The 23,515-nt window shown below is 68.4% G+C and carries 20 protein-coding genes and 1 tRNA gene; 11 read left to right on the top strand and 10 right to left on the bottom strand.

All coding sequences use genetic code 11. From position 1 onward, the window contains the following. The first annotated feature begins 5 nt into the window (after nt 1-5). Nucleotides 6-2,339, top strand: a complete 2,334-nt coding sequence (locus ABRP18_RS10635) for an arylsulfatase (protein WP_349884616.1) — start codon at nt 6-8, stop codon at nt 2,337-2,339. On the opposite strand, the gene ABRP18_RS10630 is transcribed toward ABRP18_RS10635, so the two are convergent. Further along, nucleotides 2,340-3,275, bottom strand: a complete 936-nt coding sequence (locus ABRP18_RS10630; RefSeq protein ID WP_349884615.1) for an HAD family hydrolase — start codon at nt 3,273-3,275, stop codon at nt 2,340-2,342. It abuts the gene before it with no gap. A gap of 207 nt (nt 3,276-3,482) precedes the next feature. On the opposite strand from ABRP18_RS10630, the gene ABRP18_RS10625 reads away from it, so the two are divergent. The 5 genes from ABRP18_RS10625 to ABRP18_RS10605 all read left to right on the top strand — a co-directional run bounded on the left by ABRP18_RS10625 (nt 3,483) and on the right by ABRP18_RS10605 (nt 9,529). Next, nucleotides 3,483-3,692, top strand: coding sequence for a heavy-metal-associated domain-containing protein (locus tag ABRP18_RS10625; RefSeq protein WP_046746404.1), 210 nt, complete (start codon nt 3,483-3,485; stop codon nt 3,690-3,692). Further along, entirely contained in the window at nt 3,692-4,654 is a 963-nt protein-coding gene (locus tag ABRP18_RS10620) for a heavy-metal-associated domain-containing protein (RefSeq protein ID WP_349884614.1), read from the top strand. The genes ABRP18_RS10625 and ABRP18_RS10620 overlap by 1 nt, the downstream gene beginning before the upstream one ends. A gap of 64 nt (nt 4,655-4,718) precedes the next feature. After that, nucleotides 4,719-7,046, top strand: coding sequence for a heavy metal translocating P-type ATPase (locus tag ABRP18_RS10615; RefSeq protein WP_349884613.1), 2,328 nt, complete (start codon nt 4,719-4,721; stop codon nt 7,044-7,046). Nucleotides 7,047-7,065: 19 nt separating this feature from the next. Continuing rightward, entirely contained in the window at nt 7,066-7,326 is a 261-nt protein-coding gene (locus ABRP18_RS10610; RefSeq protein WP_046746401.1) for a YHS domain-containing protein, read from the top strand. A gap of 70 nt (nt 7,327-7,396) precedes the next feature. Beyond that, entirely contained in the window at nt 7,397-9,529 is a 2,133-nt protein-coding gene (locus tag ABRP18_RS10605) for a heavy metal translocating P-type ATPase (protein WP_349884612.1), read from the top strand. A gap of 119 nt (nt 9,530-9,648) precedes the next feature. Here ABRP18_RS10605 and ABRP18_RS10600 read toward each other — a convergent pair whose 3' ends face one another. Beyond that, nucleotides 9,649-10,143: a DUF1269 domain-containing protein gene (locus ABRP18_RS10600; protein WP_046748216.1), complete on the bottom strand. Its 495-nt coding sequence runs from the start codon at nt 10,141-10,143 to the stop codon at nt 9,649-9,651. Between the two features lie 270 nt (nt 10,144-10,413). Here ABRP18_RS10600 and ABRP18_RS10595 point away from each other — a divergent pair, with 270 nt between their 5' ends. Together ABRP18_RS10595 and ABRP18_RS10590 are read left to right on the top strand one after the other, a co-directional pair. Continuing rightward, on the top strand, nt 10,414-11,784 hold the full coding sequence (locus ABRP18_RS10595) for a glutamate decarboxylase (RefSeq protein ID WP_349884611.1): 1,371 nt from the start codon (nt 10,414-10,416) through the stop codon (nt 11,782-11,784). Between the two features lie 7 nt (nt 11,785-11,791). Continuing rightward, complete coding sequence (locus tag ABRP18_RS10590) at nt 11,792-13,330, top strand: amino acid permease (protein ID WP_349884610.1); 1,539 nt, start codon at nt 11,792-11,794, stop codon at nt 13,328-13,330. Nucleotides 13,331-13,333: 3 nt separating this feature from the next. Here ABRP18_RS10590 and nhaA read toward each other — a convergent pair whose 3' ends face one another. The 4 genes from nhaA to ABRP18_RS10570 all read right to left on the bottom strand — a co-directional run bounded on the left by nhaA (nt 13,334) and on the right by ABRP18_RS10570 (nt 15,924). Then, nucleotides 13,334-14,611, bottom strand: coding sequence for a Na+/H+ antiporter NhaA (nhaA, locus tag ABRP18_RS10585; protein WP_349884609.1), 1,278 nt, complete (start codon nt 14,609-14,611; stop codon nt 13,334-13,336). Between the two features lie 66 nt (nt 14,612-14,677). After that, a complete protein-coding gene (locus tag ABRP18_RS10580) occupies nt 14,678-14,851 on the bottom strand; it encodes a hypothetical protein (RefSeq protein WP_179515940.1) in 174 nt (57 codons plus the stop codon). 168 nt (nt 14,852-15,019) lie between these two features. Next, a tRNA-Arg gene (locus tag ABRP18_RS10575) sits at nt 15,020-15,092 on the bottom strand. Nucleotides 15,093-15,108: 16 nt separating this feature from the next. After that, entirely contained in the window at nt 15,109-15,924 is an 816-nt protein-coding gene (locus ABRP18_RS10570; protein ID WP_141370004.1) for an SGNH/GDSL hydrolase family protein, read from the bottom strand. Between the two features lie 92 nt (nt 15,925-16,016). On the opposite strand from ABRP18_RS10570, the gene argS reads away from it, so the two are divergent. Next, nucleotides 16,017-17,681 carry an arginine--tRNA ligase gene (gene argS, locus ABRP18_RS10565; protein WP_046748220.1) on the top strand — a complete coding sequence of 555 codons (1,665 nt, stop codon included), beginning with the start codon at nt 16,017-16,019 and terminating at the stop codon, nt 17,679-17,681. A 40-nt stretch (nt 17,682-17,721) separates the two neighbouring features. Continuing rightward, nucleotides 17,722-18,570 (top strand): DUF2993 domain-containing protein, encoded by an 849-nt coding sequence (locus tag ABRP18_RS10560; RefSeq protein ID WP_349884607.1) that lies wholly within the window; start codon nt 17,722-17,724, stop codon nt 18,568-18,570. 17 nt (nt 18,571-18,587) lie between these two features. On the opposite strand, the gene ABRP18_RS10555 is transcribed toward ABRP18_RS10560, so the two are convergent. From ABRP18_RS10555 to ABRP18_RS10540, 4 genes are all read right to left on the bottom strand, one after another. After that, complete coding sequence (locus ABRP18_RS10555; RefSeq protein WP_349884606.1) at nt 18,588-19,334, bottom strand: alpha/beta hydrolase; 747 nt, start codon at nt 19,332-19,334, stop codon at nt 18,588-18,590. Nucleotides 19,335-19,336: 2 nt separating this feature from the next. After that, on the bottom strand, nt 19,337-19,918 hold the full coding sequence (locus tag ABRP18_RS10550) for a TetR/AcrR family transcriptional regulator (RefSeq protein ID WP_046748223.1): 582 nt from the start codon (nt 19,916-19,918) through the stop codon (nt 19,337-19,339). Then, nucleotides 19,896-20,798, bottom strand: coding sequence for an alpha/beta hydrolase (locus ABRP18_RS10545; protein WP_349884605.1), 903 nt, complete (start codon nt 20,796-20,798; stop codon nt 19,896-19,898). Before ABRP18_RS10545 ends, ABRP18_RS10550 begins: the two co-directional genes overlap by 23 nt. 68 nt (nt 20,799-20,866) lie before the next feature. Then, nucleotides 20,867-21,928, bottom strand: coding sequence for a YihY/virulence factor BrkB family protein (locus ABRP18_RS10540; protein WP_349884604.1), 1,062 nt, complete (start codon nt 21,926-21,928; stop codon nt 20,867-20,869). Nucleotides 21,929-22,075: 147 nt separating this feature from the next. Here ABRP18_RS10540 and lysA point away from each other — a divergent pair, with 147 nt between their 5' ends. Beyond that, the gene (gene lysA, locus ABRP18_RS10535) at nt 22,076-23,494 is read left to right on the top strand and encodes a diaminopimelate decarboxylase (RefSeq protein WP_113681993.1); all 1,419 of its coding nucleotides are present in this window, start codon (nt 22,076-22,078) and stop codon (nt 23,492-23,494) included. Nucleotides 23,495-23,515 lie beyond the last annotated feature (21 nt).

The raw sequence follows: 23,515 nt of genomic DNA, 5'->3' as shown, positions 1-23,515 counted from the left end.
AGAGGATGTCGGAATTCAACGCGGACTTCGCCGGTCAGATCGAACTGGACGTGCGGGACTCGGTCCCGGACTGGTCACCGTACGAGCTGCGGAAGGCTCCCGATGGTGCACCGAACGTCCTCGTCGTGCTCTACGACGACACCGGACTCGCCTCCTGGTCGCCGTACGGTGGCCGCATCAGCATGCCCACGATGGACCGCCTTGCCCGAGACGGGCTCACGTACACGCAGTGGCACACGACGGCGCTGTGCTCGCCGACCCGATCGACCATGCTCACCGGTCGAAACCACCACGTGAACCGCGCCGGGGTCATCATGGAGGGCACCAACGGGTTCCCCGGATTCGCGGGACGCCTGCCGGGGGAGTGCGCGACGATCGGCCAGATCCTGCAGCAGAACGGCTACTCGACCTTCTGGGTGGGCAAGGACCACAACGTCCCGGAAGAGGACAACGCCCCCGGCGGGGACCGATCGATGTGGCCCCTGCAGCTCGGCTTCGACCGGTTCTACGGATTCCTGGGGGGAGAGACCAACAACTGGTACCCGGACCTGGTCGAGGACAACCACTTCATCGAGGCGCCGGCCACGCCGGAACAGGGCTACCACCTGTCGAAGGACCTCGCCGACCAGGCCCTGAAGATGATCCGCAATCAGCAGGCTTCGAATCCTTCCAAGCCCTGGTACCTCTGGTTCTGTCCTGGCGCGAACCACGCGCCGCACCATGCACCAGAGGAGTACATCGCCAAGTACAAGGGCCGGTTCGACGACGGCTACGACGCCTACCGGGAGTGGGTGCTCGATCGCATGATCGAGAAGGGAGTGCTGCCGGAGGGCACGGCGATGACACCGCTCAACCCGCTTCCCGACGAGGTGGCGAACCCCGCGGATCGCGTGCGCCCCTGGGACGAGCTCAACGACGACGAGAAGAGGCTGTTCGCCCGCTTCGCAGAGGTGTTCGCCGGATTCTCCGAGTACACGGATACGCAGGTGGGTCGCATCATCGACTACCTGGAGGAGACGGATCAGCTCGACAACACGCTGGTCTTCTACTGCGCCGACAACGGAGCTTCGGGGGAGGGATCTCCGGACGGCTCGGTGAATGAGAACAAGTTCTTCAACGGGTATCCCGACGACCTCGCGGAGAACCTCGCGATGATCGACCGCCTCGGATCCGCAGACACCTACAACCACTATCCGACCGGGTGGGCCGCCGCGTTCTCGACGCCGTTCCAGATGTTCAAGCGTTACTCGCAGTATGCAGGGGGAACGTGCGACCCGATGGTCATCCACTGGCCGAAGGGGATCAGCGCGAAGGGGGAGCTGCGTCATCAATACCACCACTCGGTCGATGTCGTCGCCACCGTGCTCGACGTGATCGGGATCGAGATGCCGGAGACATTCCGAGGTGTGCAGCAGCATCCGCTCGACGGAGTGTCGATGAAGTACAGCTTCGACGCCGATCCGGACGCGCCCACGCAGAAGCGGACTCAGTACTACTCCATGCTCGGAACACGCGGCATCTGGAAGGACGGCTGGAAGGCGTCCGCCGTCCACGCGCCGCTCAGCGGCAAGGGGCACTTCGACGACGACGTGTGGGAGCTGTATCACGTCGATTCGGACCGTTCCGAGTCGAAGGACCTCGCCGCCGAGCACCCCGAGAAGCTTCAGGAGCTCATCGCCGTGTGGTTCGACGAGGCGAAGGCGAACTTCGCGCTTCCCTTGGACGACCGCTCCGCTCGCGAACTGCTCAACGTCGAGCGCCCGCAGGCGGAACCGGCTCGAGAACGCTACGTGTACTACCCGGGGACCGATGCGGTGCCGGAGAGCGTCGCGGTCAACCTGCGCGGGCGGTCGTACAAGATCGTCGCCGACGTCGTGCTGGAAGAGGGAGCGGAAGGAGTGATCTTCGCGCACGGGTCGAGATTCGGCGGTCACACCCTCTTCATCAAGGACAACCGTCTCTCGTATGTCTACAACTTCCTCGGCATCCCCCCAGAGCAGACGTTCACCTCCGCGGAGCTCACGCCCGGACCGCACACGCTGGGCGTGGACTTCACCCGCGAGAGCGCCGGCGAGCACGGTGAGTCGGTGGGGACAGCCACGCTCTACGTGGATGATGAGGCGGTCGCCTCCGGGCCGATGCGCGCGCAGGTCGGCAAGTTCACCCTGTGCGGGGACGGGCTCTGCGTGGGATGGGACAGTGCGGATCCGGTGAGTCGGCAGTACCGCAATCCGTTCCCGTTCACGGGCGGCAGGTTGATGGGTGTCGGCGTCGACGTCAGCACCGAGCAGTACCGCGATCTCGAGCTCGAGGCAGCGGCCATGCTGTCTCGTGAGTGATCAGGGAGCCGCGGGGAACACCGTCGCCCAGTCGTCTTTCACACTGACCACCGTGTAGCCCTTGTCGTCGGCGCTCGCGAGGGCCTTCTCCGCGCCGGCGTCATAGGGGGTGTCACCGCGTGACGGGTCGTCGTGGTGGATCAGGATCGCGAATCCGGGGCGGGGCCCACGCCGGGCGAAGTCCATCATCGCGGTGTCGCCGTTCGAGTTGCCGCCGACGAACAGCGGGCGCCTGCCGATGCGCGTCCAGATGCGGACGGGTTTCTCCGGACCGTCGTCGAAGAAGGCGAGGGAGGAGGAATACCGCACCGTCGCGTCCGCATCGTCCCATGTCAGGCCGAAGGCCGATCCGACCACGCGCTCCGGAGGGATACCGTAGTTCGCCTGCGTCATGGGACGCATGAAGTCGCGCTCGCCGCCGGAGACGATGTAGCAGGTGAAGCCGTGGTGCTCCAGGTATCGGAGCAGCTCGACCATGGGCTGATAGACCGTCTGGGAATAGGGGCGCTTCAATGTCGGGTGCTGAGCGGTGCGATAGAACTCGGCCACCGAACGCGCGTAGTCCTCGACGCTCATCCCGTGCGTGAGCCCGACGAGCGCCTGGATGATGATCGTCAGATCCGAGTCGTCGCCACCGTAGTGCTTGTCGATCGCCGTGCCCAGCCAGCCGTAATCGCCGCTCACGGCCGCGAGGTAGGGCTGGCGCTCGGCGAGCTCGGGTGTGCGCTCGGCGGCGGCTCGCCACTGCTCGACGACATAGTGCAGTTGGGTGATCATGGGCTTCTCGGGCCACAGCGTCCCGTCGTTGTCGAACACGGCGATCCGCTCCTCGATGGGGACTGCGTCCGGCCCCACGGTCACGGCGGCGACGAAATCCTCGATGTCCGTGCGGGTCGGAGTGTCGCGCCACGAAGGCAGGGAGGGGTGTCCGGTCATGTCAGATCCTCGCTTCTCGCCGAGTGTCGGCAGCGGGTCCAGGCTGTCATCCCGCCGCGTGACCGAGACGCTTCGATCACCCCCGGCGGGCGATGCGCGCGATCGGCGAGACGAGCGCGCCCGGTTGACGGGAATACCCCTGGAGGGTATAGGGTTGGCGTGAAGGAGTACCCCACCCGGGTATGCGAGAACGAAAGAGGAACCGTCATGAGCACGAGCGAGTACCAGGTGAGCGGGATGAGCTGCGGCCACTGCGAGGTCGCTATCCGCAGCGAGGTCGGCCAGGTTCCCGGAGTCGACTCGATCGACGTCAGCGCACAGACCGGCAGGCTCGTCGTGACGAGCGCACACCCGCTCGACGATGCGGTGATCCTCGCAGCCGTCGACGAGGCCGGATACCAGGCGGTGCCGGCCTGATGAACACCGCTGGCCGTCTCGGCCTCTACGGCGCGGGACTCGTGATGGTGTTCGGCATCGCATTCGCCGCGGCGGGCGCCATCGTCCCGGACAGTGCGGTCGCGTCCTGGATGGGACGCGCGGGCGCCGGTCATGACGGGCCGTCCCCGCAAGGCGCAGAGCAGAACACTCAGAACGGGATGGACGAGGAGATCGACGTGAGTGGAGTGACCATCGCCGCATCGGGATACGCCATGGGCGTGGTCGAAGCGCCGGACGAAAGCGGAGTCGCGGGGGAGCTGTCCTTCGTGATCCGGGACGCCGCCGGCACCCCCGTCACCTCGTATGAGACCGCGCACGGCAAGCAGCTGCACCTGATCGTGGTGCGCAGCGACGGCAGCGGGTACCGCCATGTCCATCCCGAACGGGACGAACACACAGGCACGTGGTCGCTGCCGTGGACCTGGGATGCGGCGGGAACCTACCGCGTCTATGCGGACTTCACCGCGACGGGCGGGACGCCGGTGACACTTTCACGGACGGTGGACATCGCGGGCGTTTTCCAACCGCGTCCCCCGACCGGAACCGAGAGGCGCGTGGCCGTCGACGGCTTCGACGTGTCGATCACCGGCGACCTCGTCGCCGGTGCTGCGAGCGAGCTGACCGTCGAGGTCAGCCGAGACGGCGTGCCCGTCACGACGCTCGAGCCCTACCTGGGCGCCTTCGGCCACCTCGTCGCGCTGCGGGAGGGAGACCTCGCCTACCTGCACGTCCACGCGCACGGCGATGAGCCGGCTCCCGGCGACGTCGCCGGCCCCGAGGTGGTCTTCACCGCCCAGACGCCCACCGCGGGACGATACCTGCTTTACCTCGACTTCCAGGTGGAGGGGACGGTGCACACCGCAGCGTTCGTGCTGGACGCGGAAGCTCCGGCCGACGGGTCGTCGACGGGCACGGGCGAAGACGAGCACGACGAGCACTGAAGCCGTCCACAAGAAGTGCGCTTCCCGCCGTCGTACGGGCAGCGCGAGGATCGAGGAGATCACCATGACGGACACGCAGTCCGCAGCCGCACCGACCAGCGTCGAGCTGGAGATCGGCGGCATGACCTGCGCATCGTGCGCGATGCGGATCGAGAAGAAGCTCAACCGGATCGACGGCATCACCGCGACCGTGAACTATGCGACGGAGAAGGCCAAGGTGACCGCACCGGAGGGATTCGACCCGGCGCTGCTCATCGCGGAGGTGGAGAAGACCGGCTACACCGCCGTTCTCCCCATGCCGGAAGCGAAGACGCCCGCCGGCGAGGTGACCGACGCGTCGGACGCGGAGCTGACCAGCCTCAGGCACCGGCTCGTCGCCTCGATCATCCTGACCGTGCCCGTCATCGCGATGGCGATGATCCCGGCGCTGCAGTTCACCTCCTGGCAGTGGCTCTCGCTGGCTCTGGCCGGACCCGTCATCGTGTGGGCGGCATGGCCGTTCCACAAGGCGGCGTGGACGAACCTCCGGCACGGCGCTGCCACCATGGACACGCTGATCTCGATGGGAACGATCGCCGCACTGCTGTGGTCGCTGTACGCGTTGTTCTTCGGGACCGCGGGGGCACCCGGCATGACGCACCCGTTCGAACTGACCGTGGCACCCAGCGACGGTGCGGCGAACATCTATCTCGAGGTGGGCGCCGGGGTGACGATGTTCATCCTCGCCGGGCGCTACTTCGAGAAGAGGTCCAAGCGCCAGGCCGGGGCGGCACTGCGGGCGCTGCTCGAACTCGGCGCAAAAGACGTCGCCGTGATCCGCGACGGCATCGAGACGCGGATCCCCACCGCCGAACTGAAGCCGGGAGATGAGTTCGTCGCGCGCCCAGGAGAGAAGATCGCCACCGACGGCATCATCGTGTCGGGGACCTCAGCGGTGGACGCCTCGATGCTCACCGGTGAATCGGTGCCGGTGGAGGTGGGCGAGGGGGATGCCGTGACCGGCGCGACCGTCAACGCGGGCGGTCGTCTGATCATCCGTGCCACGCGCGTCGGATCCGACACGCAGCTGGCGCAGATGGCGAAGCTGGTCGAGGACGCGCAGACCGGGAAGGCCGAGGTGCAGCGGCTCGCCGACCGTGTGTCGGGGATCTTCGTGCCCATCGTCATCGCGATCGCCCTCGCCACGCTCGGAGCCTGGCTCGGAGCCGGATTCCCGGCGTCGGCCGCCTTCACCGCCGCTGTCGCCGTCCTCATCATCGCGTGCCCGTGTGCACTCGGTCTCGCGACGCCGACCGCGCTGCTGGTGGGAACGGGACGGGGCGCGCAGATGGGCATCCTGATCAAGGGTCCTGAGGTGCTCGAGTCGACCCGCAAGGTCGACACGGTGGTGCTCGACAAGACCGGGACCGTCACCAGCGGCAGGATGACACTCACCGCGGTGCACACCGCGGCGGGGGTCGACAGGCGGGAGCTGCTCCGCCTTGCGGGTGCGGTGGAGGATGCCTCGGAACACCCGATCGCGCAGGCGGTGGCGAAGGCCGCGACCCAGGAGATCGGAGCGCTCCCCGCGGCGGAGGACTTCGTCAACGTCGAAGGCAAGGGCGTCCAGGGCGTCGTCGACGGACATGCCGTGCTGGTGGGCCGTGAATCGCTGCTGGCGGAGTGGTCGCAGCATCTGCCCGCCGACCTCGCTTCGGCGAAGGCGGAGGCGGAGAGTCAGGGCAAGACGGCCATCGCCGTGGGATGGGACGGGGAAGCCCGTGGTGTGCTCGTGGTGGCCGACACCGTGAAGCCGACCAGCGCGCAGGCCATCTCGCAGCTGAAGCGTCTGGGGCTGACGCCCATCCTTCTCACCGGTGACAACAGAGCGGTAGCCGAGCAGATCGCGGCGGAGGTCGGGATCGCCGAGGTGATCGCGGAAGTGCTGCCGAAGGACAAGGTCGACGTGGTCACCCGGCTCCAGCGCGAGGGCAAGGTCGTCGCGATGGTCGGCGACGGCGTCAACGATGCAGCCGCGCTCGCCCAGGCCGACCTGGGGCTGGCCATGGGCACGGGCACCGACGTCGCGATCGAGGCAAGCGACATCACGCTCGTCCGCGGCGATCTGCGCAGCGCCGCGGACGCGATCCGCCTCTCGAGACGGACACTCGGCACGATCAAGGGCAACCTGTTCTGGGCCTTCGCCTACAACGTCGCGGCGATCCCGCTCGCGGCCCTCGGTCTGCTCAACCCCATGCTCGCCGGTGCGGCGATGGCGTTCTCCAGCGTCTTCGTCGTCGGCAACAGCCTCCGGCTGCGCTCGTTCCGGAGCCAGGCGGCGGATCCCTCTCCGGCACGGAGCGGTGCGGCGCAGGATCGCGCGGCATCGGTCTCCACGCCCGGATCCCGTTGATACCCCAGAGGAGAATGTCATGTCCGATTCCCCCGCAGCCTCCTGCTGCAGCGTGAACAGCACCACCGCCGTGTCCGCCGATGGACGCAAGGACCTGCTGGCGCCCGCAGCCGGGGACATGGCGGAGTGTCCGGTGATGGTCGGCAGTCCCGTCGTCATCGCGGATGCCGAGGCCGCCGGCCTGTTCCGCGACTACGAAGGCACGCGCTACTACTTCTGCTGCGCGGGGTGCGGACCGGCGTTCGACGCCGACCCGGCGAAGTACGCCGCCGCTGCCTGAACGTTTCACCCGTGCGGGGGCGCAGACCCGTGGCCCCGCACGGCATCGATCTTCCGAGGAGGAGAGGGTGATGAGCACTCCGCACCACGACCACACCGCGCATGAGGCGCACGGTACCGCCCAGAGCGAGCCGGGAAGCCCCTACCGTCCGCAGGGCGCAGCTGCGCATGCGGGTCACGACTCCCATGCGGGTCACGGCGATCACGCGGGTCACGGCGGGCACGGCGATCACGTGGCCCAGTTCCGGCGACTGTTCTGGATCATGCTGGCCCTCGCCGTCCCCACCGTCGTGCTCTCCGGCATGTTCGCGATGATCCTCGGTTACACCCTGCCCGACGTGCCGGACCTGGCCTGGGTCTCACCCGTGCTGGGAACCGTGATGTATGTGTGGGGAGGCAAGCCCTTCCTCACGGGTGCCGTCAGCGAGATCCGTTCGCGCAAGCCCGGCATGATGCTGCTCATCGGGCTCGCGATCACTGTCGCATTCCTCGCGTCGTGGGGAGCGAGCCTCGGCGTCCTGCACCACGAGCTCGACTTCTGGTGGGAGCTCGCGCTCCTCATCGTGATCATGCTGCTCGGACACTGGATCGAGATGCGATCGCTCGCGCAGACGACCTCTGCTCTTGACTCGCTCGCGGCACTCCTGCCGGACGAGGCGGAGCGTGTGGAGGACGGGCAGGTCGTCGTGGTCTCACCAGTCGACCTCCGGGTCGGCGACATCGTGATCGTGCGGCCCGGCGGAAGCGTGCCGGCCGATGGGCGGATCGTCGACGGACGTGCGTCCATGGACGAATCGATGGTGACAGGCGAGTCCCGCACGGTCACTCGCGGCAGTGGCGACCAGGTCACCGCCGGCACGGTCGCCACCGATTCGGGGCTGCGGGTGGAGATCACGGCGACCGGGGACGACACCACGCTGGCCGGCATCCAAAGACTCGTGACCGAGGCGCAGAGCTCGTCCTCGCGCGCTCAGCGCCTCGCGGACACGGCAGCGGGATGGCTGTTCTGGTTCGCGCTCGGATCCGCGGCGATCACCGCGATCGTCTGGACACTCGTCGGCTTCCCCGACGCCGCCGTGATCCGCACGATCACGGTGCTGGTCATCGCCTGCCCGCACGCCCTGGGCCTGGCGATCCCGCTCGTGGTGTCGATCGCGACCGAGCGGGCGGCTCGCGGTGGCGTCCTGGTCAAGGACAGGCTCGCGCTGGAGAGCATGCGCACCGTCGATACGGTCCTGTTCGACAAGACCGGGACACTCACCAAGGGCGAACCGACCGTGTCGGAGGTCTCGGTCTCCGGCGGGCATGACGCCGACCGGGTGCTGGCGCTCGCCGCCGCCGCCGAGGCCGACAGCGAGCACCCTCTGGCGAAGGCGATCGTGCGCGCCGCGGCCGAGAAGAGACTGTCCGTGCCGGCGAGTCGCGACTTCACGTCGTCGCCGGCGGTCGGCGTGACGGCGACCGTCGACGGGACGACGGTGCGCGTCGGCGGCCCGCATCTGCTGACGGAGGAGCGGTCCGACGAGCTTCCTGTCGCCGAGCAGTGGCGCGAGGACGGTGCGATCATCCTGCACGTGGTGCAGGACGGGCAGGTGATCGGGGCGCTGAAGCTCGCCGACGAGATCCGTCCGGAGTCGCGCGAAGCCGTCGATGCGCTGCATGCCCTCGGGGTGCAGGTGGTCATGATCACCGGCGATGCGGAGGCCGTCGCGCACACGGTCGCGGCAGATCTGGGCATCGACCGGTTCTTCGCGGGCGTACGCCCCGAGGACAAGGCCGCGAAGGTGCAGGAGCTGCAGCACGAAGGTCGCAAGGTCGCGATGGTCGGCGACGGCGTCAACGACGCACCCGCACTGGCGCAGGCCGACGTGGGTCTGGCCATCGGTGCCGGAACGGATGTCGCGATCGCGTCGGCGGGGGTCATCCTCGCCAGCGACGATCCGCGTTCCGTGCTCTCGGTCATCGAGCTCTCGCGCGCGGCCTACCGCAAGATGAAGCAGAACCTGTGGTGGGCCGCGGGCTACAACCTGCTGTCCGTCCCGTTGGCTGCGGGTGTGCTCGCGCCTATCGGCTTCGTGCTGCCGATGTCGGTCGGGGCGATCCTGATGTCGCTGTCGACGATCGTGGTCGCCCTCAACGCCCAGCTGCTGCGGAGGCTCGATCTGCGGCCCGAGGTGACGACCCGCGCGATCCTCGATCGCTGAGGCCGGGCGGACGCGAAGAAGGGCCCCGCTCCAGGAGCGGGGCCCTTCTTCCTCGACAGTGCTGGCTTGCCCGACGGCGCTGACTTCCTCGACCGTGCTGGCTTCCTCGACAGTGCTGGTCAGCTCGCGCCGCCGAGGTCGTGGATGAGCTCCTTCTCGTCCTCCGCCGAGAGGGAGGTCTGCACGACGGTGCCCTTGAACGGCGCGAGAGCGGCGGCGAACTTGTCCTCCGTGATCTTCGTCGCGTAGACGACGACGGCGGACTTGCCCTCGGAGACCGCGTTCTTCACCCGGTCCCGGAACTCGGCGTCGATACCGGTCTTGTCCAGCCCGGCGAACAGTGCGCCGAACAGGCCGCCGAACAGCAGCCCGGCGAACGGGACGAAGAAGAGCAGACCGATCAGCATGCCGAACAGCGCGCCTCCAGCGGCACCGACGCCGATGTTCCCCGCTGCACCCGGGTACTCGACCTTGGTCTTGCCCTTCTCGTCGACCTTCACGAGCGCCAGGCCCGCGAGCTCGACGACCAGATCGTTCTGCAGCGACAGGATCTCGTCGTAGGCACCTTCCGCTTGTGGCTCGCTGTCGAACGAGATGACGATGAGTTCAGCCATGGATGCTTCCCTTCTTCGGGCTGAGTCGACCGCCCTCAGCCGATGATCTCGGGAGTCCACTCCGCGGCGGAGCCCCGCTCCGCACATGCTAGGCACGTCACTTTCGCGATCGTCCGGCTCCGCCCCGAATTCACCCGGGGGAGCTTCGATGTGGTCGAAAGTGGGGTGGCGCGGCATCGTCGCTCTTGGGATAGTGGTCGGCACACGGCCAGCGATGGGATCGAGCGTGTCGCTGGCGGTACGCCGACAGCGATGCGAAAGGTCACGGACATGAGCACTCCTTCCAGCGCCGACCAGCCGATCTTCACGAGGCCGGGGGAGGCGACGCTCACCTCGCGCCACGTCATCCCGCCAGGGGAGTCGCTTCCCGATACGGCGAAGCAGATCGTGGAGGACGAGACGATCCTCGACGGGAACGCGCGCTTGAACCTCGCCACGTTCGTGAGCACGTGGATGGACGACGACGCGAAGCAGGTCTATGCCGCGTCGTTCGATAAGAACATGATCGACAAGGACGAGTATCCGCAGACGGCGGCGATCGAGGACAACTGCTGGCACATGCTGGCCAACCTCTGGAACGCGCCCGATGCGGAGAAGAGCATCGGTACCTCGACCATCGGGTCGTCGGAGGCGTGCATGCTGGGCGGTCTCGCCTTCAAGCGGCGCTGGCAGCGGGCTCGGCGCGCGGCGGGCAAGGATGCCTCGAGCCCGAACATCGTGATGTCCTCGGCCGTGCAGGTGTGCTGGGAGAAGTTCTGCAACTACTTCGACGTCGAGCCGCGCTACGTGCCGATCAGCGAGGAGCACAAGACTCTCGACGGTCACGACCTGGCGAAGTATGTGGACGAGAACACGATCGGCGTCGTCGCGATCATGGGGGTCACGTACACGGGCATGTACGAGCCGGTGGTCGAGATCGCCGCCGCTCTCGACGAGATCCAGAAGAACACGGGCCTCGACATCCCCATCCACGTGGACGGGGCATCGGGGGCGATGATCGCGCCGTTCCTGCAGCCGGACCTGGTGTGGGACTTCCGCCTCGAGCGGGTGCATTCGATCAGCACGTCAGGGCACAAGTACGGGCTCGTGTATCCGGGGCTCGGCTGGGTGGTGTGGCGGGAGTCGCAGTGGCTCCCGGAGGACCTGGTGTTCAAGGTGAGCTACCTGGGCGGGGAGATGCCGACGTTCGCGCTGAACTTCTCGCGGCCGGGGGCTCAGGTGGTGCTGCAGTACTACCTGTTCCTCCGTCTCGGTTTCGAGGGGTACCGCGCTGTGCAGCAGGCCTCCCAGGACGTCGCGAAGTACCTCTCCGCGGGGATCGCGAAGCTCGACGCGTTCGAGCTCTGGAACGACGGCAGCGACATCCCGGTGTTCGCGTGGCGTCTGAAGGACGGACACACGAAGAACTGGACGCTCTACCATCTGCAGGATCGGCTGCGGATGAAGGGCTGGCTGATCCCGGCGTATCCGATGCCCGCCGACCTGGAGCGGATCACGGTGCAGCGCATCGTGGTGCGCAACGGGCTGAGCATGGACCTCGCGGAGGAGCTTCTGCAGGCGATCGCGACCGAAGTCGCCTACCTCGACGCACTCGAGTCGCCGATGCCGACCGAGAAGCCCCAATCGGCCTTCCACCACTGAGCCCGCGATGTCCACTTCGAACACGGGTGCCACTCCCGAATCGACTCCGGCAGCGAGGCCGACTCGCCCGACTGCTGCGCGCACGTCGGCAGCCACGCAGGTGTCGCGGCCGGCCGTCGCCATCCTCGGCGTCGGCCAGCTTGCCCTGCTCACCCTGGTCGTCGTCGCCAGTCTGCGCTCGCTTCCGGCGATGGCGACGTACGGCCTCGGCAGCATCATGCTGTATCTGATCCCCGCGATCGTGTTCCTGGTGCCGACGGCCCTGGTCGCCGCAGAGCTCGCCACCGGATGGAAGGGCGGCATCTACGTCTGGGTGCGGGAGGCGCTCGGGAACAGGTGGGGATTCACCGCGGTGTGGCTGCAGTGGATCCAGAACGTGGTGTGGTTCCCCACACAGCTCGCATTCATCGCGGGTGCCCTCGCGTTCGTGTTCATGGATCCGTCGTTGTCGAGTTCGGGCTTCTTCACGGCGGTCGTGATCATCGTGTTCTACTGGGGTTCGACTTTCGTCACCCTCCGCGGCGGCAACCTCTTCGCCAAGCTCGGCTCCTGGGGCGGCATCCTCGGCACGCTCCTGCCGGCCGCGCTGCTCATCGTGTTCGGTGCGATCTGGGTGTTCAGCGGCGAGAAGAGCCAGGTCCCGCTCGAAGCATCGACGATCATCCCTCCCTTCACCGGCCTGGCGTCCATCGTCCTGATCGTGTCGAATGTGCTGGCGTACGCCGGGATGGAGGTCAACGCGGTCCACGTGAACCAGATGAAGGACCCGGGCAAGGGGTATCCCCGCTCGGTGTTCCTCGCCGCCGGTCTGATCCTGCTCGTGTTCATCCTTCCGACGTTGGCGATCTCGGTCGCCGTCCCGTCGAAGGAACTGGGGCTCACGAACGGCATCATGCTCGCCTTCGGTGTGTACTTCGATCACTGGGGGATGGGATGGGCGACGGCAGCCGTCTCGGCGCTGATCGCCGCCGGCGCGCTCGCCTCCGTGATCACCTGGGTCGCTGGGCCTTCGAAGGGCGTGCTCGCCGCCGCCGAGACGGGCCTGCTTCCACCGATGCTGCAGAAGCGCAACAAGGCGGGGGTCCAGTCCGGGATCCTGATGCTCCAGGGCACGATCGTGACGATCCTCGCTGCGATCTTCATCGTGGTCCCGAACGTGAGTGCCGCGTTCGTCGCACTGATCGACATGGCGGCCGCGCTGTACCTGATCATGTACATGCTCATGTTCGCGTCGGCGATCGTGCTGCGTCGCAAGGAGCCGACGGTGCACCGCGCGTACCGCGTCGCTGCGCTGCCGCTGGTCGCCGGCATCGGCTTCGTCGCGTGTCTCGCGGCTTTCCTGCTCGCCTTCATCCCGCCCGAGGGATTCACCGCCTTCCCTCCCGCGGCCTATCCGTGGGTCGTCGGCGCTGTCATCGTGGTGCTGGGCGCACCACCCCTCGTGTTCTACGCGATCCGTCGCCCGTCCTGGGACCGTCGACCGCCGGATGGAAGCCTGTTGAGCGACGCCCATCCGGAGGCCACGGTCTCACCGGAAGGTCGGTGAGGGTCACTCGACCCGATGCGCCGCTCGGGCCAGCGCATTGCGCCGCGCCAGGATGATCCCGCCGAGGAGGGCTGCGACGAACGACCCGACCAGCACGCCGATCTTCACGTGCTCGTCCGCGACCGAGCTCGACCCGTACGCGAGCTCTCCGACCAGCAGCGACACGGTGAAGCCGATTCCCGCGAGGAACGCCATGCCGGTCAGCTCCGGCCAGCGGAGCGTCTCGTCGAGACGCAGAGCGGGGATCCGGCTCAGCAGGAAGGTCGTGACGAGGATGCCGACCGGCTTGCCGGCGACCAGCCCCACGACGATGCCGATCGTGATCGGGTCGGTGAACGCCGATGCGAGTCCGTCCCATCCGCCGACCGTGACGCCGGCGGCGAAGAACGCGAACACGGGCACCGCGAACAACGTGGCCACGATGCCCCACCGGTCGGCGAGGTGTGCGGCCATGCCGTCGTACACCGGACGGCCGTCCGCATCGGTGCCCGCGCGCACCCGGGCGCGCTCCGTCGCGGTGACGGGCACGACGAAGCCGAGCAGCACGCCGGCGACCGTCGCGTGGACGCCGGACGCGTGGATGCACACCCACACCGCGATGGCGAGGGGCAGGAGGAGCCACCATGCGCGCACGCCCTTCGCCACCAGGGCGGCGAATCCTGCCAGGGGCAGCAGCGCGAGGATCAGCCACGGGAAGCTGATGCTCTCGGTGTAGAAAGTCGCGATGATGGTGATCGCGATGAGGTCGTCGATGATGGCGAGGGTCAGCAGGAACACACGCAGCGCGGGCGGCAGGAACTTGCCGACGACAGCGATCACGGCCACCGCGAACGCGATGTCGGTCGCGGTGGGGATCGCCCAGCCACGCAGCGCATCCGCACCGCTCGCGGCGTTGATCAGCACGAAGATCAGCGCGGGCACCACCACACCACCCACGGCCGCGGCGATGGGGAGGGCGGCGCGGCGAGGATCGCGCAGGCGTCCCGCGACGAACTCCTCCTTCAGCTCCAACCCGACGACGAAGAAGAAGATCGCCAGGAGTCCGTCCGACGCCCACGCGCCGATGCTGAGCTCGAGATGCAGCTCGGGGACGCCGAAGGTGAAGTCGCGCACGGACTCGTACCAGGGCGCGGCGGGACTGTTGGCGAGGATCAACGCGGCGAACGTGGCCGCGAGCAGAAGCGACCCACCGAGCACGTCGCTGCGTGCGTTGGAACGGATGCCTTGCCACAGGGCGTGCGGGGCGAGGGAGAAGCGGGCAGGGGAAGGATTCGGGGACACGGAAAGACCTCACGCGAGAGAAGGGGTGAATGGCGCAGAAGACCGCCGCCCCGTTCGAGGCGTGGTCTAGTTCCGTGGCGGCGGGCAGCCGGCGATCTCGCCGTGCGAGAGAGTGCCCCAGACGCTGGTCCACCCGTTCGTGCCCGGGTGCATGATGATCCGCATCCACGCCCTCATGGGCGTCGCCGAACGCAGACGGTGCGGGGCACGCGTCGAACCGGCGATCGAGAGGAGGGGCACGGCAACAGCCTATCCGGAAGGCCTGGGAACCTGCGGGGCCTGCGCACCTTCGGCCGCCGCGGACGTTCGGCAGCCGCTGATCTCGGGCGGTTTCGCAGCTGAGCGCGAACCGCCAGTCGAGGCGAAACGCGAGAAGGCCGCTCCGAAGAGCGGCCTTCTGCTGATGTGTGCCCCCGACAGGAGTCGAACCTGCGACCTACGGTACCGGAAACCGGCGCTCTATCCACTGAGCTACGGAGGCGTACCGATCGACAATATCACTCGTCGGGGGTGGTCTCCGACCCACCGGCCTCCGTCATGGGCGCGGCGCGCAGCTCGTCGAGGGCGGCGGCCAGCTTCTCGGCCAGGTATCGGTGTCCATCCGTGGACGGATGCTTGCGGCCGACCTCCACGTCGATCACGTCGAGATAGTTCTGCGCGGTGATCCAGGCCTGGGCGATGGGGGAGATGTACCACCAGCCGCGCGCTGCGGCGAGCTCCGCGAGGTCGGTGTCGATGCGGGCCGTGGTCGCACCGACGGGAAGCTCGTGCGGGGCCGGCCCGAGCACCACGATCGTGGCCTTCGGGTAGAGGGCGGCCATCGCGTCCCACGCGGCGTTCACGGCCTCGCGGTATCCGGCGGCACCCTGGGCACGGTCGTTGATCGAGCCCTGCATGATCACGAGGTCGGGCGACAGCGACGGGTCGAGTGCGGCGATGCGCTCTCCGAACGTCGGTCCGTCGATACCGGGCTTGAGGTACCCACTCCCGCGGACGCCGTCCACGATGGTCCGGCCGCCGAGGAGATCGGCGAGGAGATAGGCGTAGCCCTGCGTGGGGAGGGCGGCCGCCGAGCCGTACGTCCAGGAGTCGCCGAACACCAGGACAGTGGGGTTCTCCGGGAGGACGAGCGGTGCCGGCGCGATGACCGCCGATGCGTCCGATTCGCCCGCTGCGGCCGCGCTGATCGGGGCGGCGAGAGGGGCGGGAACCCACGGGCGCCAGACGCCGATAGCCACGGCTGCGACCGCCACGATCAGGCCGGCGGTGATCGCGGCGACACCCCGGCGGCGGCGGGCGGCGGCTGGCTTCATGTGATGAGAGTAGATCACGGGAGAGCGAACGCGAATTCCTCCCGGTCCGTGCCGTCGGCCGGCGTCGTCCTGCCCCGTAAACTGAGGGGGCTATGAACCCCGAAACCCTCGCCGCAGCCCTCCTCGCCGTCCTCGCACCCATCGCGGAGGAACGACGCCCCGGCGAGCCCCTGGAGCTCTCCGCATCAGACATCGTGCTCGAGCGCCCCCGCAACCGCGACCACGGCGACTGGTCGTCGAACATCGCCATGCGCCTGGCCAAGCCGCTTGGCACGAACCCGCGTGAGCTGGCTCAGCAGATCGCCGACGGTCTCGCCGGCGTCGACGGCATCGCGAGCGCCGAGGTCGCGGGCCCCGGATTCATCAACATCCGCCTCGACGCTGCAGCCGCCGGTGCGCTGGCGAAGGTCATCGTCGACGCAGGGGACGCGTACGGGTCGAACGACTCGCAGGTGGGCCAGAGCATCAACATCGAGTTCGTGAGCGCGAACCCGACCGGACCCCTCCACATCGGACACACGCGCTGGGCCGCTCTCGGCGATGCGATCGCCCGGGTGCTCGCCGCGTCGGGTGCCACCGTCGCCAGGGAGTACTACATCAACGACGCGGGTGCGCAGATGGACCGCTTCGCGAGTTCCGTCCTCGCCGCGGCGAAGGGAGAGCCGACCCCGGAGGGCGGCTACGCGGGAAGCTACATCGGCGACCTCGCGGCGCGCGTGCTCGCTGCGCGTCCCGACCTGCTCGAACTGCCGGCCGACGAACAGGTCGACGTCGCCCGCGAGCTCGCCTACGCGTACCAGCTCGAAGAGCAGAAGCAGTCGCTGTCGAAGTTCAACGTCGACTTCGACGTCTGGTTCTCCGAGCGCACCCTGCACGCCAAGAACGATCAGGGTGTGAGTCTGGTCGACCAGGCCGTCGATCGCCTGCGCGAGCAGGGGCATGTCTTCGACCAGGAGGGCGCCGTCTGGGTGCGCACCACCGACTTCGGTGACGACAAGGATCGCGTGATCCGTCGCTCGAACGGCGAGTACACGTACTTCGCCGCCGATGCGGCCTACTACCTGAACAAGGGCGACCGCGGCTTCCAGGACAAGATCTACCTGCTCGGCGCCGACCACCACGGCTACGTGCACCGCCTCAAGGCGATCGCCGGCGCGGCGGGGGAGGACCCCGAGAAGAACGTCGAGGTGCTCATCGGGCAGCTCGTCTCGATCGGCGGTGCCCGTCTCAGCAAGCGCGCGGGCAACATCATCGAGATGGACGATCTGCGCGAGTGGCTCGGCACCGACGCGCTGCGCTACTCGCTGGAGCGCTCTCCTGCGGACTCGCCGCTCGCCCTCGATCCCGAGCTTCTCCAGAAGCGCACGAACGACAACCCCGTGTTCTACGTGCAGTACGCGCATGCCCGCACGCATAACGTGGCACGCAACGCGGTCGCGTCCGGCGTCGACCGCTCCGAGTTCGCGCCCGAGACTCTCACCCACGAGACCGAGAGCGCGCTGCTCGGAGCGCTGCAGGAGTTCCCGCGGATCGTGGCATTCGCCGCCGAGGTGCGCGAGCCGCATCGGGTCGCCCGCTACCTCGAGGAACTCGCCGGTCTGTACCACCGCTGGTACGACAACTGCCGCGTCATCCCGCTGAGCGACGACCCCATCGAGAGCGTGCATCGCACCCGTCTGTGGCTCAACGACGCCACCGGTCAGGTTCTGCGCAACGGACTCGACCTGCTCGGGGTCTCGGCGCCGGAGCGCATGTAGTGCAAGCAGGCGTGCGTCGCCGTGGGGCAGGATGGCAGGCATGAGCGACGACAACCACACCCGGCCCTACCCGGACGCGGCGACGGAGCACCCGACCCTCGTGATCCCGGGTTCGGCATCCGATGAGGGTGCAGACGCCCCGCAGCAGAAGCGGCGGCGGTGGCCGTGGGTGCTTCTCGTCGCGGTCGTCGTGCTCGCGCTCCTGGTCATCGCGGCGGAGCTCATCGCACGCGCCGTGCTGCCTGGCGTCGTACGGTCGATCGTCGTCGAGAAGCTCGACCTCCCTGCCGACCAGCAGCTCGACGTCGAGACGCAGGGACTCCTGCTGCCCCAGCTGATCGGTGGCACCCTCGACACCCTGCATCTCTCGACCGATTCCGTGACGCTGGACGGGATCACGGGCGCCGCGGATGTCACGGCGACCGGTGTTCCGCTGCGCGGGGGCGACCTCGGCAGCGCTTCCGGCACGGTCCGCGTCGACCAGGAGCAGTTCACGACGCTCCTGGCCGGCACCGATTTGCCGGTCGACTCGGTGGAGTTCACGGCGCCGAATGCCACGGTGAGCGGTTCGATCAGCGTGCTCGGAGCCGCGGTGCCGCTCTCCCTCACCCTCACACCCGGCACCATCGACGGTGACCTCGAGCTCACGCCGGTCGGCGTCAGCATCGGCGGACTCGACGTCGACCTCGACCGGGTCGGTTCCACCCTCGGCGCCCTCGGGGAGGGACTCACGCAGCCCCAACGGGTGTGCATCGCCGATCAGCTGCCCTCAGGACTCACGCTCACAGGGATCGAGATCGTCGACGAGGCGGCCGTGATCGACGTCGACGTGAATGGCGCGATCGTCACCGACAAGGCTCTTCAGAGCAAGGGCAGCTGCCCGAGCTGACGGGCAGCGGTCTCGGTTCACGGGGAGTCGCTGGCGCTGAGCATCGCTTCGATGCGGCGGGCGAGCCAGGCGGGTCGTTGCAGGGGAATGCCGTGCCCGCAGCCATCGACGGCCTCGAGGGTGCTGTGCGGCAGTGAATCGTGCAGGAGCGCTGCCGAGCGCTTCATGAGCGACTTCTCCCCGGCGCCGACCAGGATCGACGCGGCTCCGGTGTAGGTCCGCCAGCTGGCAGGAGGCGTGAAACGGAGATTCTCCTCGACGGAGCGCAGGAGCGTCTCGCGCGAGATCGCGGCGGATGTGCGCACATAGTCGGCCAGGAGCTCGTCTGGGATGAACAGCTGCCGTGCCTGCAGCCGGGCGAACCACTCCTTCGACGCGAGACCGGCGGTCGCTCCGAGAAGCGCGAGAGTGGGGCGGGTCATCCGCATCGGCATGGCCTGGGCGCTGATGACGACGACGTTCCGCACCAGTTCGGGAAAGTCCGCGGCGAGCTGCACGGTGAGCTGTGCGCCGAGGGAGAATCCGACGACGGTCGCCGGTCGGCCGACCTTCTGCAGCACGCCGGCGAGCGCGGCGACCGTGATCGCGTGGGAGTCGTAGGTCGCATCCGTGCTGCGCCCGTGGCCGGGGAGGTCGGGGACGATCGCCCGCACGCCGCTGCCGATGTGGGTGCGGACGGGCTCCCACATCCACCCTGCGACGCCACCGCCGTGCAGGAGGAGCAGCGGACGGCCGGCCGGATCGCCGAAGGTCGCGACATGCATGATCAGTTCCTCTCGAAGGACTCGGCCATGCGGCCGATCGTGTCGATGGCGCGTTCGAGCAATGTCGGTTCGAACGGGCCGAGCAACCGGGATGCGGAGAGCAGTCCGATCGATGCACTGGAGAGTGCGAGGGCGAGGGCCTCGACATCCACGTCGTCCACGATCTCGCCTCGGCTCTGCAGCCCCTGCAGCCATTCGTTGACGCGCCTCTGCCGGTCACGGTATCGGCCGTCTGTGATATCCGCCACGTGCGCACCGAGGATGCCCCGGTCGTCGAGGAAGGCCGCCGTCATCAGCGCGTCCTCGCTCAGAGCGCGCGCGGACGCGCGGTACGCGGAGCTGAGGCGCGGCCGATCGCCCAGCTCACGACGCACGCGGTCGTTCATCCGGGTCGTACCGCGCTGCAGCAGCGCATCGAGGATCTCCTTCTTGCCGGCGAACTCCAGGTAGACCGCGCCCTTGCCGATGCCGGCGCGTTCGGCGATCGAGGCGACGCTCATGGCGTCGAAACCGTTGGCGAGCACGAGCTCCTCGGCAGCATCGAGGATCCGCTCGCGGCGATCAGGGACGCGGGGCCTGGGCATCGCGGTGTCCCTCCAGATGGTCGAGCATCGCCGGGACGACGAGGTCGGGGCGGTCGCGTTGCACCCAGTGCCCTGCTCCGGCGGCGACCGTCAGGGATCCGACGGGCAACACTTCCGCGGCGGCTTCGGCATGGGGGAACGGCACCCCGGTGTCGCGATCGCCGTGCACGAGAAGCGTGGGGGTCGTGATGGACGGGAGTCGAGGCGTGTACACGGTGCGCAGTCGATTCCAGAGCACCTGATCGCGCTGCCACTCCGCGAAGCTCGTCAGGCCCGTGCCGGTGGACGCTTCGTCGAGCACCGCCTTCACGAGATCGGGAGTGCGCGCCTGAGGATTCCGCACGAGCGTGGCCAGGCCTCGTTCCATCGCGGGCGCGTTGCGCGCGTAGGACCGGGTGGCGGCCGCCAGCAGTCCTGTGCGCAGCAGCAGGAACGTGCCGAAGTGCGTCATCCGGCCGGAGAGCCCGTCGGCCAGGCGCGGCATCAATCCGTAGCACCCCAGCAGGATGGCGGACCTCGCCTGGCTCGGCCGATCGAGGAGATGGCCGAGCGTCATGCCACCGCCGAGCGACAGGCCGGCGATGGCGTAGTCGACGAGGCCGAGTTCGTCGACGAGGTCGCCCACGTATCGCACGAGGTGTTCCTGGGTGAGGGGCCAGCCGGGACGGGGACTGCGGCCGAAACCGGGATGGTCGGGGGCGATCACGCGATGTCCGGCGCTGGCGAGCGCAGGGCCGACCTCTCCCCACGAGAGCTGCGCGTTGTCGGCGCCACCGCCATGCAGAAGCAGGACGGGAAGGCCGGCTTCGGATGAGGGGCACCATTCCAGGACTGAGACCGTGGTGCCGGGGAGGGTGATGCTCGTGCGACGTGGCTCCATGAAGCCCCTTTCGTTGTGACCAGGTTACCCGATCGGGTCACAACGAGGGTGGGGTCAACCGACGCCGATCAGGACCCCGCGTCGAAGGCCGCAGCGTTCTGTGCCGCCCGCAGCTCGGCCGTCGCGATCTGCACTTCGGCCTCGGCTCGCTGGAGCCGCCGCTGGGGGAACGTGGTCGCGGCGAACCTCGCATGAACGCGATCGGACCTCTCCTCCTCGGCGGTCACGATGTAGGCGCAGGCGAACAGCATCACCTGGGTCGAGAAGTTCAGCCAGATCAGCAGCGCCAGGAGGGACGCGAACGAGGCGAGCAGCGGGTTGCTGGTCGCGCCGCCCACGAACAGACCGGACAGCTCCTGGAGTACCAGCAGACCGAGGGCGCCGATCAGGGCACCGGGCCACAGGGAACCGGCGGCGGGACGCACGCCCGAGAGCACGCGGAACACACCGATGATGAGCACGGCGTCGAGAGCGAACACCACGAGCAGCGAGAGCAGCCGAACGGTCCAGGCGACCGCGGCGGAGTCGGCGGGCAGGCCGAGGAGGTCGGCGATCCACTCGACTCCGAGCTGACCGACGAAGGTGAGCGCGGCGGAGGCGACGAAGGCGAGTCCGATCCCGAGCGCCAGGGCGAGGTTGCGCAGGATCACCCACACCCAGAGGATGTCGTCCTGGACGGTCCCGGCGATCACCCGCACGGCGGTGCGGAGAGAGCCGATCGCTCCCAGAGCGGCTCCGACGAGGGCGACGAGCGAGATGATGCCCGCGACGGAGAGCGATGCGGGGGCCTTCAGATCCTCGGGATTGATCGCGCCGTCTTTCCCGATCAGGCCGGGGACGGCGGACTGCACTGCCTGGATGATGGCGCGCCACGCGTCGGGGTTGCCGGCGAGCCAGAGCGCGGCGATCGAGAAGCCCAGCAGCACGCCCGCGAACACACTGAACAAAGCGCGGTACGTGACGCTGTCGGCCAGCATCGGACCCCGTCGCTCGGAGTAGAGCAGTGCGGCCCTGACCGGTCGCCGGGAGAGTGCCCACGCGATGGCCGGCGTCGTGATGCGCGCGATAAGTCCGGGTTTCGGCTTCGCGGAGGACTCCGCGTCGTGGTGTGCTGTCTCGCTGTTCGTCACGCCCCCACCTTAGGAGGCACCTGCGGAGTGCTGCAGGGGCTTGACGCGGCGAGTCACCGTGATCAAGGCGACGGGGTGGGTGCCCTAGAATCGGGTCAACCTCGATGTGCGTGCCCTGCCCGAGATCCTTCCCACGATTGGTGATCAGTGCTTCTCCCTGCCGATTCGCTCGCCCCGGAATGGCTCGCCGTCCCCGAGGACGCGAACGATCTCGCCGACGGCGTCTGGCCGGCCTCAGCAGTACGAGACGACGACGGCGTGCTCGACATCGCCGGCGTCAGCGCCACGGACCTGGCCCGCACCTACGGCACTCCGCTCCTCGTGCTCGATGAAGACGAGGTTCGCGGGCGTGCGCGCAGATTCCGCCTGGCGTTCGACAGGGCAGCGGCCGAGAACGGCACCACGGCGCAGGTGTACTACGCGGGCAAGGCGTTCTTGTGCACGACCGTGGCGCGCTGGGTCGTCGACGAGGGACTGCGCGTCGACGTGTGCACCGGGGGAGAGCTGGCCGTGGCCCTCGCCGCGGGGGTCGCTCCCGCTTCCATCGGCTTCCACGGCAACAACAAGTCGGTCGCCGAGCTGGAACGCGCGGTCGAGGTCGGGGTCGGCACGATCATCGTGGACAGTGCCATCGAGATCGAACGCCTCGCAGCGATCACGGCGCGTACCGGCGTGACGCAGCGCGTGCTCGTGCGTGTGATCAGCGGCGTCCACGCCGAGACCCACGACTTCCTCGCCACCGCCCACGAGGACCAGAAGTTCGGGTTCCCCCTGCCGGACGCGGAGCGGGCCGTGGCCCGGATCCGGGAGATCCCCGGCCTGGTGTTCGCCGGACTGCACTGCCACATCGGCTCGCAGATCTTCGGCGTCGCCGGCTTCCGCGAATCCGCGTCGCGCGTGCTCGACCTGCATGCAGCCCTGCTCGAGGACGGCCCCGTGCCCCAGCTCAACCTCGGCGGCGGCTTCGGCATCGCGTACACGCGTGTGGACGACCCGACACCCATCGAAGACCTTGCCGGTGCCATCATCACCGCGGTCGCCGACGACTGCGCCGCCCGGGGCATCCCCATTCCCGCCCTGTCCTTCGAACCCGGCCGCGCCATCGTCGGCACGGCCGGTGTCACGATCTACGAGGTCGGCACCACCAAGGACGTGACGATCGACACCGGAGCCGTCCGCCGCTACATCAGCGTCGACGGCGGGATGAGCGACAACGCACGTCCGGCGCTGTACGGCGCCCAGTACTCGGCGCGGATCGCCTCACGCGTCGGAGCGGGCGAGCCGCGCCTCAGCCGCGTGGTCGGCAAGCACTGCGAGTCGGGCGACATCGTCGTCGATCACGAGTACCTTCCCGACGACCTCGTGCCCGGGGACCTGCTCGCCGTGCCGGCGACCGGCGCCTACTGCGTCTCGCTCGCCAGCAACTACAACCACGTCCCGCGTCCGCCGGTCGTCGCCGTACGCGATGGACGTTCCGCGGTCATCGTCCGCGGCGAGACCATCGACGACGTGCTGGCCCGCGACGCGGGCATCGACGGGGCGCACGCCCCCGAGGGAGACCAATGACCCACCTCCGAAGGAGCAACC

The sequence above is a fragment of the Microbacterium sp. WHRI 7836 genome (genome assembly GCF_040223885.2).
Lineage (GTDB): Bacteria > Actinomycetota > Actinomycetes > Actinomycetales > Microbacteriaceae > Microbacterium > Microbacterium oxydans.
This window is presented reverse-complemented; position numbering and strand designations above follow the sequence as displayed.

What these genes read in the sequence shown, in the direction of transcription:
- ABRP18_RS10635 (WP_349884616.1), top strand. Translation starts at nt 6, where the DNA reads ATGTCGGAATTCAACGCGGACTTCGCCGGTCAGATCGAACTGGACGTG.
- ABRP18_RS10630 (WP_349884615.1), bottom strand. Translation starts at nt 3,275, where the DNA reads ATGACCGGACACCCCTCCCTGCCTTCGTGGCGCGACACTCCGACCCGC.
- ABRP18_RS10625 (WP_046746404.1), top strand. Translation starts at nt 3,483, where the DNA reads ATGAGCACGAGCGAGTACCAGGTGAGCGGGATGAGCTGCGGCCACTGC.
- ABRP18_RS10620 (WP_349884614.1), top strand. Translation starts at nt 3,692, where the DNA reads ATGAACACCGCTGGCCGTCTCGGCCTCTACGGCGCGGGACTCGTGATG.
- ABRP18_RS10615 (WP_349884613.1), top strand. Translation starts at nt 4,719, where the DNA reads ATGACGGACACGCAGTCCGCAGCCGCACCGACCAGCGTCGAGCTGGAG.
- ABRP18_RS10610 (WP_046746401.1), top strand. Translation starts at nt 7,066, where the DNA reads ATGTCCGATTCCCCCGCAGCCTCCTGCTGCAGCGTGAACAGCACCACC.
- ABRP18_RS10605 (WP_349884612.1), top strand. Translation starts at nt 7,397, where the DNA reads ATGAGCACTCCGCACCACGACCACACCGCGCATGAGGCGCACGGTACC.
- ABRP18_RS10600 (WP_046748216.1), bottom strand. Translation starts at nt 10,143, where the DNA reads ATGGCTGAACTCATCGTCATCTCGTTCGACAGCGAGCCACAAGCGGAA.
- ABRP18_RS10595 (WP_349884611.1), top strand. Translation starts at nt 10,414, where the DNA reads ATGAGCACTCCTTCCAGCGCCGACCAGCCGATCTTCACGAGGCCGGGG.
- ABRP18_RS10590 (WP_349884610.1), top strand. Translation starts at nt 11,792, where the DNA reads ATGTCCACTTCGAACACGGGTGCCACTCCCGAATCGACTCCGGCAGCG.
- ABRP18_RS10570 (WP_141370004.1), bottom strand. Translation starts at nt 15,924, where the DNA reads ATGAAGCCAGCCGCCGCCCGCCGCCGCCGGGGTGTCGCCGCGATCACC.
- argS (WP_046748220.1), top strand. Translation starts at nt 16,017, where the DNA reads ATGAACCCCGAAACCCTCGCCGCAGCCCTCCTCGCCGTCCTCGCACCC.
- ABRP18_RS10560 (WP_349884607.1), top strand. Translation starts at nt 17,722, where the DNA reads ATGAGCGACGACAACCACACCCGGCCCTACCCGGACGCGGCGACGGAG.
- ABRP18_RS10555 (WP_349884606.1), bottom strand. Translation starts at nt 19,334, where the DNA reads ATGCATGTCGCGACCTTCGGCGATCCGGCCGGCCGTCCGCTGCTCCTC.
- ABRP18_RS10550 (WP_046748223.1), bottom strand. Translation starts at nt 19,918, where the DNA reads ATGCCCAGGCCCCGCGTCCCTGATCGCCGCGAGCGGATCCTCGATGCT.
- ABRP18_RS10545 (WP_349884605.1), bottom strand. Translation starts at nt 20,798, where the DNA reads ATGGAGCCACGTCGCACGAGCATCACCCTCCCCGGCACCACGGTCTCA.